We start from the raw sequence: 14,443 nt of genomic DNA, 5'->3' as shown, positions 1-14,443 counted from the left end.
GCCGAGACAATTATCGTTCACTCTGGCCAGGTGGTGATCTCTGCCGAAGGATACTCCCTGAGCCAGCAAACAGCACCCCGCCAAGCACGCCTCCGATCAACGGCGCTACCCAGAACAGCCAGCGCTGAGCCAGAGCCCATCCTCCGACAAACAGCGCGGGGGTGCTCACCCCGTCGCTTGACGGACGCGGTTGACTCAAACCAGACCCCGACGGGCGGACGTCGGTCGGAACAAAGGCCCTAAGGCGTTAGTCGGCTTGCCATTCCTGTAACTTGGAACCGGGAACCTTTCGGGGCGTTGAGTACGGCTCCGGGGAGGCGAGATTTGCCAAAATCAGGCTCGTTACGAGGAGGACCTGAATCTTCCGATCTCCAGTCGGACGCCATGGAGCGTCCGGGCGCGCAACGGTTGGACCTTGGCAAGACGAGGCGCATTGCTCTGCCGCCGGGGATGGCGATGAGGCCGCAGCGGATCCGGACGTATCTGGTACTGTTTGCGCTTGCGCTGAGCCTGCCGCTACTTTGCGTTTCGGTGTTCGGGCTTTACCGCATGGCCTCCACTGAGGAATCGCAAACCGATAATCGCCTTGTGGCGTTCGCCAAGAATCTGGCAGTTGATGTTGACAAAGAACTCGACCGCGCCATGGTCACTCTGGAGGCGCTCGCCAACTCGTCAGAACTCAGCTCAGGCGACCTGCGCGGATTTCATAAACTGGCGCTCACGGCCTTTAAGCCGAAGAAGGCAGCGATCGCCCTGCTCGACAAATCCTATCGGCAACTCGTCGATACGCTAAGCGATTACGGCGCGCCTTTGCCAGCCACGGCTGACCCGGCCACCGCAAAGCGCGTCATCGAAACCGGCCGCCCTCAGATTTCCGGCGTGTTCAAGGGGTCCATTAACGGCTTGTACGTCTTCAATGTGGAAATCCCGGTGTTCGATGCTGAGCGACAAGTTCAATACGTGTTGATCATGTCGTTTCAGGCCTCATACATCTCCGATATACTTAAGCAGATACATTATCCGCCGGGGTGGATATCCGGTGTCACGGATCAAAACGGCATCATCCTTGCGCGTTCCGATCGCCCGGAGGAGTATGTTGGCACGCCGCTTCCGACTGAACTTTTTGAGCGAACAGCAAAGGCGGGCGACCACGTATATCGAGCTTTCAATGTCGCAGGACTGCCTATTTTGCGTTCGACGGCGCGATCCAAACACGCCGGCTGGTATGTCTCGCTCGGCGCGCCACTCTCATTCGTTGAAGCGCCACGTTGGCGCAGCTTCGCCATTGGCGCGGCGGCTTTAGGAACGGCAGTCGTTCTTGGCTGGGCACTCGCCTACTATTTCGGGCTGCTCATGGCGCGACCTCTCGACGAGGCGACCCGAATCGCTAAGTCCATCTCTCGAAGCCAGATCATAAAGCCCGCCACAACATCGCTCGTCGAGGCCAATATACTTGTTGCGACACTCGTAAAAGCATCCGCTGACCTGAGGTCCCAAACCGATCATTCCACCTATCTGATGCGCGAACTGGCTCATCGTGCCAAGAACCAACTTGCCGTCGTGAAGGGAATGGCTGTCCAGACCGCTCGTCGGAGCCCTGATGTGAGCCAGTTCATCGCTCAGTTCGATCGACGCATTCAGGGACTCGCGCAATCGCAGGACGTGTTGCTGCGACAAAACTGGCGGGGAGCATGGCTCTTCGATCTTGTCCGCGCACATCTGGAGATCTTTGGAATCAGCGATCGTGTTCGGCTGGAAGGCCCTAACCTGCTTCTCAATGCAGCAGCCGTGCAGAACCTCGGTTTTGCCTTGCATGAACTCGCGACAAACGCTGTGAAGCACGGAGCGCTATCCGTCACAACGGGCGAAATTTTGATCCGTAGCAGCTGGCTCGGTGAGGGTGCAGTTCTTTCGTGGATCGAGACGGGGGGGCCGGCTGCGCATGATCCATCGCAAAAGGGATTTGGTTATAGGGTGATCACCGAGCTGGTGCCGCGCGCTCTGAACGGCTCGGCTCAACTTGAGTTCGCGGATTCAGGTATAAGATGGCGACAGGACATACCAAGTCCAAATATACTATCCGGCGATATTCACGATCGATGAGCCGCGGACCTCCATCGTTGTTCTGAGCTAAGTGAGCGCTATGGACAAAGGCAACCTCAAGATCCTGATCGTCGAAGACGAATTCTTCATTTCGCTTGATCTTGAGGAGCAGGCCAAATCTCTCGGTCACACCGTCGTCGGGACAGCGGCAACAGCCGACGAGGCGATCAGAATGGCGGGCGAAACACGACCTGACATCGTTCTGATGGATATTCGGCTTGCCGGAGCCGCAGACGGCATAACGGCAGCCCTGGCCATTCGTTCACAATACGGAATCGAATCAGTGTTCGCCACGGCAAACACCGACCCGCATACATTGGCGCGCGCCAAGGCGATAAAGCCGCTAGGCGTGCTCGAGAAGCCAATTACTTTGGAACGGCTTAGAGCCCAGCTCACAAGCGTCGCCCGGCATACGATTGATTGACGCTGGCTTACGGCTGTTTTCGCTCCTCGCCTGGTCGACTGCCACAGTCCATTCGTCGAAACTGTTGCTGGCTTGTCAGAGCTTTGAGACCGGATCCCATGACCAGGATGCGCGCTCGCGGGGCGGCTCCATCTTTCTCGTCGAGGACGAGTTGACGATCAGGAGATGGTCGCCGACGTGCTCGACGAACACCGTCGCAGCTTAGGCGAGAGACCTCAAACAGGCGGTTAGCTGCCAAGACAAACTAGGACGCGGACTCATTAAGGCGCAGCCATAGCCTGATTGACGCGAGTTGAACGAATGCGAGGTAGTTGGCGGCGAGCCTATCGTAGCGCGTCGCCACCCGACGACATTGCTTGATCCTGTTGAAGAACCGCTCGACCTGGTTGCGAGCACGATAGAGATAGGAGCTGAAGCAGATCGGATCGCTGCGATTGCTTTTCGGCGGGATGTTTGCCCACGCGCCCTTCTTCATGGCAAGCTCCCTGATCCAGTCCGCGTCATGGCCACGGTCGGCAAGCAGCATTGACCCGGATTTCAGACGAGACAGCAGTTTCCCGGCAAGTCGAACGTCATGGGCCTCACCGGGGCTCAGCGCCAGCCGTACCGGCAGACCATTGCCATCGACCACCGCATGGATTTTGCTCGTCAAGCCGTCGCGGGACCTTCCCATCAATTGGCGCTGGTTCCTTGTGATGCAGGCTCCATGCTGATGCACGCCGGCAATGGAGATGTCGATCATCTGGACGGCGGCATCATGGGCAGTGGCAAGCGCTTCTATGATGCGGCTCCAAACACCGGCGCGCCGCCACTTAACGAAGCGGTTGTAGCAAGTGGTGTATGGGCCAAACGCCGTCGGCACATCACGCCAGGGTGCTCCGGATCGGAGGACCCAGAAGATGCCATTCAGGACCCGTCTGTCGTTCACCCGAGGAACGGTAGCGGCTTGATGGCGGTCCATTCATGGTCGGCGAGTTCGTAGCGCATGATTCGAGCCCCCAGTTCGGGAGTTTGAATCACGGCAGCCCGGCCAAACGCAACGCTCCTGGCCCGCTCCTGGTGCGGCGCTTACGGACAGGAGCGGACATCAACGAGCCTCCATCTCTGCCAAATGCGTCGAAAAATGACCCACAACTGACGTCTTCTTCTGACTGGTCGCTCCATCCTTCCACCTACTTCACGCTCATGTGTCGAGAGAAGGCCGCCGCCATCATTGAATTACGATCGTAATTGCATATTATGATCATAATGGCACTGAAGCTGAGCCTGATCTACGGCAACAGCGAACTGCCGCACACGCTTTTCGCGAGGACTCTATGAACGACCTTACCGCCGCTTCGCGGCGCTTTGCAGCGCAAGAACTTACGGATGACTCGCTCGGGGTCGCGTCGGGGGCATCAGCCATTCGCAATGGCGAAATCACCTCAGAAGCCTACACCGCAGGACTTCTGCAGCGTTCGCGAGCGCTTGCAGAACTCAATGCCTTTATCACCATCGACGAGGACGCAGTGCTGGCGGCCGCGAGGGATGCGGACAAGGCACGCGCGGCCGGATCGGCAGCTCCGCTGCTGGGCGTGCCGTTAGGGGTGAAAGACAGCTATTTGACCAAGGGGCTTCCTACGAGCCTGGGCCTCGACAGCCTCGCCCATTTCGTTCCGCAAGAGGATGCAGGCGCTGTCCGTGCCATCAAGCGCGCGGGCGCTCTGATATTCGGGAAGAATAACCTTGTCGAGATGTCCTACGGCTTGACCGGTCATAATGCACGTTTCGGACAGGTGAAGAATCCGTACGCACGCGATCGTGTCTCGGGCGGCTCGTCGAGCGGCTCCGCCGCAGCGGTAGCCGCCGGCCTCGTTCCGGCGTCGCTGGGCGGTGACACCGTTGGGTCGATCCGGGTGCCCGCATCGTTCTGTGGTGTCGTCGGATTCAAGCCAACGACCGGGCGTTGGCCGCGCGATGGCGTTGCTCCGATCTCCCATACGCTCGACACGACGGGCGCATTCGCGCGAAGCGTCGAGGACTGCATTTTGCTCGATCAGGTCATGACGGGTGAACAAGCGGCCGTCCAGTCCTCCAGTGGCGGCTACGATCTCAAGGGAGCCCGACTGGCTTTCGCGCCCCGACAGTTCCTCGAGCTGGTGGACCCGGATGTCGAGACCCGGTTCCGCGAGGTGGTCCGGCGGCTAGAGGACGCTGGCGCCGAAGTGGTCGAGGTCGACCTTGGCGACGATTTCAACGCCCTGATCCAAACCGCGACATGGGACATCTTCGCTCACGAGACGATGGGCGCGATTTCGGAATTCCTTCGCCGCCATGACATTCCGACCACGTTCGAGGCGATCTATGACGGGCTCAAACCTCAACTTCGGCAGGCGTGGGGACACATCGCCTTACCGGGCGGTGCAGGTGCGATCTCGGCAGAAGCCTATCAGACCGCGCTCAACGTGAGCCGGCCTGAAATCCAGCGCCGTCTCGACAGGGCGTTCGTTGCTCATGGAGCGGACGTCATTCTGCAGCCGACGACGCCGTGCACCGCGCCCTTAATCGAGGAGCAAGCGACCGTCCATATCGCGGGGCAGGAGGTCAGCTATCTTGCCTTGGCAAACCACACCGTGTCGGCGAGCAGCGTGGGGTTGCCGGGTGTCAGTCTTCCCGTCGCCCTTTCTCGCGCCGGACTGCCAATTGGCCTGGAGCTTGATGCTTCGCTAGGTAGCGACCGGACGCTTCTAGCCCTTGCACGCAAGATCGAAGGCGTTTTCGGTACCGGTTCAATCGCGATCTAGCGCCATGATCCATAGTGGCTGCCGGGTATTGGTGGAGTTGCGAGAAAATGCGCTTCGAGAAGGGTCACAAGGCGGAGACACGACGGCATATTGTCGACGTGGCATCGAAGTGCATGCGCCGGGACGGCATTTCCGCCACGGGAATTGCGGGGATTATGGGCGAAGCCGGCCTCACCAAAGGAGCCTTCTCTCCGCACTTCGAGTCCAAGGACGCGCTTGTTCGCGAAGCGCTGGGCAGCGCGCTGGGTGAGCAGCAGCTTTGCCTTGAGCAAGATCAGCTTAAGGGCATCGATCTCGAAGGCACGATCCGCCGATATCTGAACCGCGCCCACCTTGCAGGCGCCGCGGACGGGTGTCCCTCCGCGGCGTTGCTTCCGGAAATCGCCCGTCAACCCCTGTCCACCAGGCGAGATTACGAGAAAGCACTGCATAGCTACGTCATGGCCCTGGCCGCACTGCTTCCCGGCGGAGATTCCGTCAAAAAGCACCGGCGGGCGACGGCCATCTTCGGCCTCATGGTGGGCACCTTGCAGTTTGCGCGAGTAGTGCCTGACGCTGCCAAAGCGCGGCAGATCATGGAAGGTGGCGTGGAAGCTGCGTTGGATTTGGCGCGGGCTCCATCACCTTAAGGTCAGGAACCGCGGAGGGGCTCAAGCCGGCATGCCGCGTGTCCCAAATACCCAAGTCCGCTTCTGGCCAATCGCGGCATATTGCGCTGCGAACCAAGTCGTAGCTATAGGCGCAAAGCAGACATTGCTTTAGTCGCATCACGCCGCCGGGTTTATCATGGGGTGGACGCCCCCCGACGGCATCGATAATTTCCGGCACATCATTCTGTGGAAACACATGCGGCTCCGGCGCAAGGACGGGTCTCGCGGGGGCCGCTCGCGCGCGCACGTCTGGAAGGGAACGGACCGAGGCGCGCGTTCACGTCTTTAGCGCCGCGGGACGTTGCCGCTCCGTGATGCCGTCGTGCGCATGCTGGGATGGCTCGATGCGCCTTGTCCGCCGCGCTCAACATGCGAGACGCCGCCGCCAGCTGCGGCGCCGCCCGCGCCTTGCGCGATGGCGGCGCTAACCGAGGCGCTGGCCGGCACCGCCGCCATGAGGACTATCAGAGACTTGTTTTACGCATGTCGTATTTCCTTTGAGCTCGGCGGCGAAGGCAATCGAACCTTCGATGCCCGCCGGATGAGGCTCCTGCCCTTGCGAGCGTCGGCACGTGACCCGATCGTCCATTCCGGCCACACTCCCATTTGCCGGTCGTGGGACGACGGCGTGCACCGATTTCCAGCGCGCAAGGAGTACGCGCCGGCATAGTCGGACAGGTACACCGCGGAGACAAACCTCTGGACTAACGGGCCGAATGGTCCGCGCTGACGCGCCACACCGCGTTGCCGGTATCGTCAGCAACCAGCAGCGCCCCGGTCCGGTCAAGCGCTACGCCCACGGGTCGGCCCCGTACTCTGCGGATGGACTCGGACGTCAACATGCTGGCCCCAGTAGCTGCAAGGCCAGCCATAGAAGGCGCCTTCCTGCACCATGGTGAGATAGTCCGGGACAAGATCCGGGCCGATCTCGTCCCTTTCGTTCACAACGGCGAACAGCCGGCCCGTCTCGGGATCGACCGCCAGATTGGTCGGATTGCGCGTGCCCGACGCAAAAATGCGCTTGGCACCGGTCTGTCGGTCGACCTGGTAGATCGCGGCCCGACGCTCTTCGGCGTCGAGACCGTATTCGGTGATGTTGCTGTTGGACCCAACGCCGACATAGAGCTTGGATCCATCGGGACTGGCCGCCATCGCTTTTGTCCAGTGGTGGTCGATCGGTCCGGCTGGAAGGTCGGAAAGCTTCGAACCTGGCTCCGTGATCTTGGTCTGTCCGAGCGTCTACTTGAATGCCATGATCGCGTCTGTGTTGGCCACATAGAGCGTGTCGTCTACATAAGCGACGCCATAGGGTGAGTGGTGATGCTCGACGAGAACCGTTTGCTCTTCAGGCTTTCCGTCGCCGTGCGCATCGCGGAGCAGGGTGATGCGGTTGCCGCCCTTGCCGGCGGCTCCGGCCCGCGCCTTGACCTTACCTTGGATAAAGTCCTTGGGCCGGAAAGGTGTGGTACCGGGGCTGTTGCCTTCGACAACGAGGATGTCGCCGCTCGGCAGAGGATAGATGATGCGCGGATGCATCAGCCCTGTTGCCATCGCCTGAATTTTCAGTCCTCCGGCGAGAGTTGGTGTCTCCCCTGGTTTCCAGCCAATCTCCTTGGGAACGCTCATGGGCGGCAACAAATAGTTCTGAGGCTCCGGCAGGTGGGGATCTGACCCGTATTGCCGCATTGGATCACCGCCTTGGTCGCTGCAAGTAGCGATTGCCCGCAACGCCGTCGCCTAATGACGATCGCGCCGCAGGTTCGCCATGACCGATCTTAACTTCGCGGCCGCTGAGCAGTGGAGCTTCTTCGAACACGACAACAAGTGATAGGCTTGCGGAGCGACAGCGAAAACCATTCTCCTTCGTCGACGATTGATCGATTTCGCGCCGCTCTAAAGACATACTGGCTGTCTCGGCATGACGCAGCAGCGCGTTGGTTGAAGGTTCGGCTACTTTGAGCATTGCGACGAGAGCCGTTCAGGGAATCATGCCGCAATCGAACATCCTATTTGCGACCGGCGCCGCAACCTTGTTGATGAACTTGACTTTCACCGAAGGGTGATCCCGTAAGAATGCGACTGCTGCTCCAACGATCTCTGCTGGCGGCTCGCCCTTCTTCGCCTTCAGGTCCTCGCAGCTTGAAGATTTGTATTTTTGAATAACCATGCCCGCGACCATCTCCAGAATCGGTCCGTCCGGTGGCATCTCAGGCGGGGGCGGGGGTGGCGGCAAAGCTTGAGCGATCGCGGAGGCGGTCAACATCAGCGATATCGTGGCTGCGATCAAACTTTTCACGGGCATGTCACAGCTCCGGGCAACAGACGAGACCGATAATCGGGGCGCGCCCATTGCGGTTCGGCGATCGGGCTGCTCGACAAGGATATCCAGTGCCATCGCACGGTTAGGCAACGCATTCCACCGCTCCTGATAAAAGACACTATACGGTATAGTTTCTTTTATTGGCAGGTCAAGTGCTCGTGCCGCGCAGGCGACGGCATTGTCGATGATCGGCACCCCGCCGGAGGGGCGACGTCCGGATCGCGCTCATCTTTAGGAGACATAGAAGTCATCTTCTCCGATCTTTGCTCGGCCGTGTAGGCGCGCAGAACGCGACCGGCGGCTCGAGCGAAACCCCTCGCCTTCCGATAAATGATTCGGCACTGCTCGTGGCAAGTTCTGCCGATACAGGCAAATGTGCTCGTCGCTGTCCCGAACATGCAACGGCGCGCTCGAACCCGCCGCAGACTCGCAATGAGCACAACGTACTCGCCGATGACGGGCCTATGTTCGAGCCCTGGATGTTCGCGAGACGGTATTGACCCACTTCAAGCCGATCGAGGTCGACCAGAACCTAAGCGATCGCTTAGCAATCAGTACGTCAGCGCGATGGATTTTCAGGTCGCAACGGCGAAAGCTCAGGTTGCGCGACCGTCGATGCAAGTGACTGCCATCGCTCAGCTCATTCGAGCCGACAGGAAGCTTCTCATGAGAACCGTCGCAGATCAATTTGCGGAAGTGGTGGCAAATGCCGGCGTGAAGCGCACCTACGGGATAGTTGGACATACCCTGAATGGCCTTACCGATGCCATTCGTCGGCAGGTACCGCACGCGCCCAGGCCGATCTTCCACAGGTGTATCACGCGAACCGGAGAGAAGGAATGAGCAGCCGCGAAGAGATCTTGTCCACGATCCGACTCGAGCGGCCAAAGCTCGATCGGCCGCTTCCTGATGTTCCAATATTCGATGAAGTCTGGTCCTGCGCGCTGCTTGCCGTCTTCAAGCAGAGTCTGGAACGGATGGGAGGAAGTTTCCTGGAAGCACCCATCACCGGGGATGTGCTTCGACCGGTGCGCAACAAGATCGCGGGAGCAAAGGCCGTGTGCTCACTCGTGCCAGAGATTACAGGGACCCAAGACATTGAGCAGGTCAACTCGGCCGCAGAACTGCCGGACGTTCATATCGCAATCGTGCGCGCATCGTTCGCTGTCGCCGAGACCGGATCGGTGCTGCTGAGCGAAGACGATCCTCGGGTGAATGCGGTCGCCTGTCTTGCTCCGCATTTGCTCGTCCTGCTCGATCCGGTCGACATCCTTGTGAACCTTCATCACGCCTTTCACCGCGCCGAGTTCCGGTCCGGGCACCACGCATCATGGCGTACCGGCCCGCCTGCGACCGCCGATATCGAAGGTATGCTGGTTCATGGCGTGCAGGGCGTCCGCTCGTTGACCGTATTTCCGATTGCGAGGGGCGCGGGGGACACCCCCGTTCAGTGAGTATTGCAAATCGAAGTGCGAGCAGATGACAGACAGCATTGGATTGATCGATGCAGCGGAATACCTGCGCAGCTTCGGCGCCGAAGCCGAACGCTTGGGACTGGACGCAATAAAGGTACACTCAGGGACGTCAGGCGATCCCTTCCTGCTTCAATCAAATCGTTGCTGGTTATTGGAACTGGTTGTCAACGAGCTTGTGGCAAATGCGGCTGCCCGGTGCGTGGGGAAAGAGGGCAGGATTAGCATCGAGCTGACGCATGAGGCGGGTCTCCTTCATTGTGCGGTTTCGGACAACGGGTCGAAGGGGACTGGCGTGGGGGCAGGCTTGGACGTTGCTCGTCAACTCGCCAAGGGGATAAGCGGCCGAATTGGTCATTGGTTCGATGATAAAGCGACGTCGCTGGTATTGACCGCACCGCTCACCGAACGCGAATGTCAGGCCAATCGATCACGCCAGGGCGGGTGACGCCGCTCTGCACGTTATAGCGTGTTTCGATTCGTCGGTATTGCCGAAATGATCCATGGAAAGCGGGCGGTCCAGTCGTAGCCATTGCGCGAGAACAGCCGGACCGATCGCCGTCACGATCAATCCTGACGCGGTATCCGTCCATCTTGACTTCGTGGAGCCACTCCGGGCCGTCTGGCACCGCTTTAGCTGCCGTAGGCAGGCAAAATTCGAAGGAGCTGCGTATAATCGGCATCTATGCGCGGAGAGCCGAAATGCGAGTCTCTAGAGGGGCAAGGGGATCTGAATTCCCACGCGGCGGAGCCCCTTATTCGCTTTAGGAACGACCAACCCGGCGGCCCATTGAAGATGAGGGACGTCAGTTCCGCGACACGCTGGCGTTCCACCACGTTAGTGTCGCAGGGGTACAGCCATGCACGACATGCAAACCCACCTCGAAAAACTCCTCACCGAAGCGGAGGAGTGCGCGCTTATCAGCAGACGCCACGCATCCGACCACTCGAAGAAGGAGTTGTTTGCTGATCTCTCCTCGACCCTATTGAGGCTCGCCACCAAGGTGGAAGTCGCCATCGAAGAGCGCAGGGTCGCACCATCAAGATAGACGATCGGCGAAGCCACACCCCGCCGATGACGCTCGAGATAGCAGACAGCTGCTTGTCTCGCCGCGGGTTCGTGGGCAGAGGGGCCGACTCTAAGCCTGACCCACTTTGCGCGGGCCGGGGGGCCAGCCGCCGTGGGCTTGGCAGCCATCATCTCCAGGAGCTGCGAGAGTTCCCCGAAGCGACGCCGCAAGATAATGCCTTCTAACTGGGTGTGCGGAGGAACACTTGGACTATAGGTCCATTAATCGACATGAACGACAAACGGCGATTGGCGTCATGGGCATCGAGCGCATCTTCACACCACAGTACTTCCACCATCGGGCGGAAGAGTTCCGAGCGAAGGCAGACAGTGCCGAGCATCGACCGACCAAGGAGGTCCTTCGGAGAGTAGCGAAGAGCTACGATGATCTGGCTCGGCGAGCGGAGATGATTCGCACTGTTCAAGACGCCGCTGAGTAGGCCGTCCCCTTAAGAGCAAAAATGTTACTTTGGTGCTTATCAAAATCATCTCTGGGGAGGGGTGAGTTTGACCGAGACAGAAGCCCAATTGCCTAGCCAGCCGGTCCGGCATCATGGGCCACGGTCATCTGTCGGGCTTGCCGCGCCAGCTGAACCGCAGCTCGGCACTGTTGTGACACAGAACGTGGCCGCCCTTCGGCGCGGGTGAGCAGCTCCACACTTGGTTTTCAGGCGGGTTGGACTGGGCTGACAGCAGCAATCTCCGTCTCAGGCTTCTTTTGCTCGTCCACCCTTCTGCCCTTGACCGAGGTTAAGTGGGCGGATTCCATCAACCGCAGAGTGTCCGAGTGTCAAAATGTGAACAGACAGAAGTCGTTAACCTTTGGTTAGGTCCCACCATTGCGACTTATACTTCTTATTTGCGATCAGCCCGGCCCCCGCGCCGGGTTTTTCGTTGGTGTCCTAATCTGCCCTTGCCGGTGTCCTAATTAGGACAGCACCCAGGACCAGCCTTAGCTGGCCCGGCAACTTCGGCCTTTTGGAGCCTTACTCTTTAGGCGGCTGTAGCTCGCTGTGGATGAGGTTCTGAATATCAGGGCGCTCCAGCGGGTCTTCTGCGGGGAAGGTTTCCTGCGTCTTACGGCGTGGGAAAGTATCGGGGGCGGGAGAGCCAAAGGATCTCCATCGCCCTTCCGACGAGGTCGCGCATAAACGCGTTTTGCTCCGCGATTTCGGCGGCGTGACTATGGACGCGAAAAATGTGGGAGTGGTCTGGCATTGGCAGCTCCCTTTGCCTTGCAGGCGGGAGCGCGCTTGGTCTCTCAGCCACCGGGGTCTACGGCATAGCCTCAGCCGGTGATGGCGGAACAATGCACCCACTAGCCAATGGTTGCGAGTATAATTCAGCAGGCGCCGCAAACTCCGTTGCGGCGATCTCGAAACGAGGTTTTTGGATGCCCCCCGGGTCTTGGATCAGGCGGCTCTGCGCGCTGCTCGCCGCCTTAGTTTTGACCGTCGGACTGTTGGTTGCGCCGGTACGTGCTAGTGAGCATGCTCGAAAGGTTGGCGTGGTCTCCTTTGGACTTTTCGGGGATCAAGGCGTGTTTAGGGCCGAGGCCGCTGGCGCAGCTCAGGTCGTAGCCGGCCGTTTCGAGACTAGCGCGATCGACGTGCAGTACAATTCGAAGAACGGCGGCAGTGCAACTATCGAAGCCCTGGCCAGATCGTTGCAGGCTGCAGCCAATCCTCTGGATGCTGAGAAAGATGTTCTCTTTTTGATTCTCACTTCGCATGGCTCTCCCGACGGCCTTGCCATCAAGGCGGGGCGGCTCACGCAAACGCTTACGCCGTCTCGTCTCGCTGACATGCTCGCCAAGACGGGCGTGCGACACAAGGTAGTGGTCATTTCGGCTTGCTATTCCGGTGTCTTTATCCCACGTGTCGCCACTCCCGATGTGCTGGTCATCACCGCGGCCGATGCCAATCATCCGTCGTTCGGCTGTCAGGATAAGGCCAAGTGGACCTATTTCGGCGACGCGTTTTTTAACGTCGCGCTTCGGCAAGCCGTAAGTCTGAAGGATGCGTTTCTCGAAGCGCGCTCGCTTGTCCGGAAGCGAGAACTGCGGGAGCATTTCGAGCCGTCGAATCCCGTCATGGCAGGCGGTGCAAACGTGCAGCCATTGCTGGTTACACGCCCTTGAACGGCCTGCCGGGAGCCTGGAGTTTGTCGCTTCAGGGCTATTGGACGGAGGCACTTCCTTCACAGCGTCCAAGCACTTCCTGAGGCTGTGCGGTCAGCGCACCATAAGAACCGAAGCAGGTCATTTGGAGCAATTGTGAGGCCTTCCGGCGATCCAAGAAGCCGCAACACGCGCAGCAGCACGACGGTTACGAGCATGGGCGTCCAGACGCTACATCGGTGAACAGCGGGTCAAGACGGCCGTTCCGTGAAGGGCAGGATCGCGAGCCTCAACGTGCCGTGTCGGCCGGAGTGGTGAAGCTGTTCGATTAAAAGCCCGGCCGAACGTCCGTGCCGCGCGTGCCGCAGGCCACGCCGATGAAGATCAGCGCGGCGCCACGAAGCTCGAAGCTGATCACGAAAGAAGAGCAGCAGCTGCTCGCCCTCCAGACTTCGAGCTCCGTCGCGGGAGTGATGATGCGTCTGAACTGTGTGATGCGTCCGACAAAGTCCGCACCTGCTGAAACGGGCAGTGCTTTCGCTGAGCCGGAAAGTGCAGTGCGGCTGACTTAATCGCTTTTTCCCATCCTTCGTTGAGATTGTCAGCTGGGCCCAAAGCGCTCACGAGCCCGACGCGTGGGAATCCGCGCGTCACAGGCTTGAGATTGAAGTGCTCGTTCGTGGCGCTTACATTGAAGTGTCCCCTGAACTCAGGGAGGTTTCGATGATCAGAAAAGCTCTTATTTTGTTCGTGGCCATTGCAGCCATCGCCCTCGCGTCGACGGGGACTTCTGCACGCGGCGGGTTCGGCGGTGGTGGTTTTCATGGCACCGGTTTCCATGGTGGATTCGCACGAGGTGGTTGGCACGGCGGCGGCTGGCGTGGCGGATTTGGCCCCGCTCTGGCCGGCGGACTGATCGCGGGAGCCGTGATCGGTGGTCTCGCTTCGTCTGCATATGCGTGGGGACCTGGCTACGGATACTACGACGGGTACGCGCCATGGTATTATGATCGTGGCTGCCCTGAGCCCGGTTACGGGGAGTATTACAACTGCGGCGCCTATGCTGTGCCCGGGTACGGCGGCTATGCGCCTGCATATTACGGATATCCGTATGGTCCTTGGTAAGCTCCCGAGCCACCAACGCTCCGGGATGACTTTGTGGACGAAGTGCATGCCCGCCAGCCAAGGTCGGCGTCTCGCTTGCTACATGGTGGATGAGGGCTGCCTGACGTTCACGCTTCGATCGCGCAGGAATTGTCGGCGCCGCAGCGTGCCCTTGCGCCACTCCGGGAAACAACCGCGCGGTAGCCAAGGCGCTATGAGGTCCGCTGTGCCCGTGAGCGCGGCGCAATGGCGGACCCCGCGACCTCGCCGCCTCGCATAAAATCCAAGAATTCGAACAATCGGTTTGAATTACCTTCATCTACTCGGAGAGGATGATGGCGCCTGTCCTCCACCCCAAACCCTTGGCTTGCCCTCATACACCAACTAGGATGCCTCAGT

Annotated in this window: 12 protein-coding genes and 3 pseudogenes; 10 read left to right on the top strand and 5 right to left on the bottom strand. The window is 59.8% G+C overall.

Going from position 1 to position 14,443, the window contains the following annotated elements; genetic code table 11:
* Positions 1 to 17: 17 nt before the first annotated feature.
* Positions 18 to 160: pseudogene (locus tag ACNJYB_RS36980) on the bottom strand (aquaporin Z); the annotation flags it as partial.
* Between the two features lie 164 nt (positions 161 to 324).
* Between ACNJYB_RS36980 and ACNJYB_RS36975 the strand changes: the two are divergent.
* Positions 325 to 2,103: an HWE histidine kinase domain-containing protein gene (locus ACNJYB_RS36975; RefSeq protein WP_439371545.1), complete on the top strand. Its 1,779-nt coding sequence runs from the start codon at positions 325 to 327 to the stop codon at positions 2,101 to 2,103.
* A gap of 40 nt (positions 2,104 to 2,143) precedes the next feature.
* Complete coding sequence (locus tag ACNJYB_RS36970) at positions 2,144 to 2,527, top strand: response regulator (protein WP_439371544.1); 384 nt, start codon at positions 2,144 to 2,146, stop codon at positions 2,525 to 2,527.
* Between the two features lie 244 nt (positions 2,528 to 2,771).
* Here the strand turns inward: ACNJYB_RS36970 and ACNJYB_RS36965 are convergent.
* Positions 2,772 to 3,514: pseudogene (locus ACNJYB_RS36965) on the bottom strand (IS5 family transposase).
* Between the two features lie 329 nt (positions 3,515 to 3,843).
* On the opposite strand from ACNJYB_RS36965, the gene ACNJYB_RS36960 reads away from it, so the two are divergent.
* Positions 3,844 to 5,310: an amidase family protein gene (locus ACNJYB_RS36960; RefSeq protein ID WP_439371543.1), complete on the top strand. Its 1,467-nt coding sequence runs from the start codon at positions 3,844 to 3,846 to the stop codon at positions 5,308 to 5,310.
* 47 nt (positions 5,311 to 5,357) lie between these two features.
* Positions 5,358 to 5,939, top strand: coding sequence for a TetR/AcrR family transcriptional regulator (locus ACNJYB_RS36955; protein ID WP_439371542.1), 582 nt, complete (start codon positions 5,358 to 5,360; stop codon positions 5,937 to 5,939).
* Positions 5,940 to 6,664: 725 nt separating this feature from the next.
* Here ACNJYB_RS36955 and ACNJYB_RS36950 read toward each other — a convergent pair.
* From ACNJYB_RS36950 to ACNJYB_RS36940, 3 genes and pseudogenes are all read right to left on the bottom strand, one after another.
* Positions 6,665 to 7,688, bottom strand: a pseudogene (locus ACNJYB_RS36950) (PQQ-dependent sugar dehydrogenase).
* Positions 7,651 to 7,923 (bottom strand): hypothetical protein, encoded by a 273-nt coding sequence (locus ACNJYB_RS36945; RefSeq protein ID WP_439371541.1) that lies wholly within the window; start codon positions 7,921 to 7,923, stop codon positions 7,651 to 7,653. Before ACNJYB_RS36945 ends, ACNJYB_RS36950 begins: the two are co-directional and overlap by 38 nt.
* Before the next feature lie 15 nt (positions 7,924 to 7,938).
* Complete coding sequence (locus tag ACNJYB_RS36940) at positions 7,939 to 8,475, bottom strand: hypothetical protein (RefSeq protein WP_439371540.1); 537 nt, start codon at positions 8,473 to 8,475, stop codon at positions 7,939 to 7,941.
* 644 nt (positions 8,476 to 9,119) lie between these two features.
* Between ACNJYB_RS36940 and ACNJYB_RS36935 the strand changes: the two genes are divergently transcribed.
* The 6 genes from ACNJYB_RS36935 (at position 9,120) to ACNJYB_RS36910 (ending at position 14,065) form a co-directional block, all read left to right on the top strand.
* Entirely contained in the window at positions 9,120 to 9,734 is a 615-nt protein-coding gene (locus ACNJYB_RS36935) for a LutC/YkgG family protein (protein WP_439371539.1), read from the top strand.
* Positions 9,735 to 9,759: 25 nt separating this feature from the next.
* The gene (locus ACNJYB_RS36930) at positions 9,760 to 10,200 is read left to right on the top strand and encodes a hypothetical protein (protein WP_439371538.1); all 441 of its coding nucleotides are present in this window, start codon (positions 9,760 to 9,762) and stop codon (positions 10,198 to 10,200) included.
* A 412-nt stretch (positions 10,201 to 10,612) separates the two neighbouring features.
* Complete coding sequence (locus tag ACNJYB_RS36925; RefSeq protein ID WP_439371537.1) at positions 10,613 to 10,801, top strand: hypothetical protein; 189 nt, start codon at positions 10,613 to 10,615, stop codon at positions 10,799 to 10,801.
* 1,560 nt (positions 10,802 to 12,361) lie between these two features.
* Entirely contained in the window at positions 12,362 to 12,961 is a 600-nt protein-coding gene (locus tag ACNJYB_RS36920) for a C13 family peptidase (RefSeq protein ID WP_439371536.1), read from the top strand.
* Between the two features lie 356 nt (positions 12,962 to 13,317).
* Positions 13,318 to 13,512 carry a hypothetical protein gene (locus ACNJYB_RS36915; protein ID WP_439371535.1) on the top strand — a complete coding sequence of 65 codons (195 nt, stop codon included), beginning with the start codon at positions 13,318 to 13,320 and terminating at the stop codon, positions 13,510 to 13,512.
* Positions 13,513 to 13,663: 151 nt separating this feature from the next.
* Complete coding sequence (locus tag ACNJYB_RS36910; protein WP_439371534.1) at positions 13,664 to 14,065, top strand: hypothetical protein; 402 nt, start codon at positions 13,664 to 13,666, stop codon at positions 14,063 to 14,065.
* Positions 14,066 to 14,443 lie beyond the last annotated feature (378 nt).

This window comes from Bradyrhizobium sp. SMVTL-02 (assembly GCF_051853005.1).
In the GTDB taxonomy this organism is placed as follows: Bacteria; Pseudomonadota; Alphaproteobacteria; order Rhizobiales; family Xanthobacteraceae; genus Bradyrhizobium.
The sequence above is the reverse complement of the archived record's forward strand: the minus strand, read 5'-3'. Positions and strand labels throughout refer to the sequence as shown.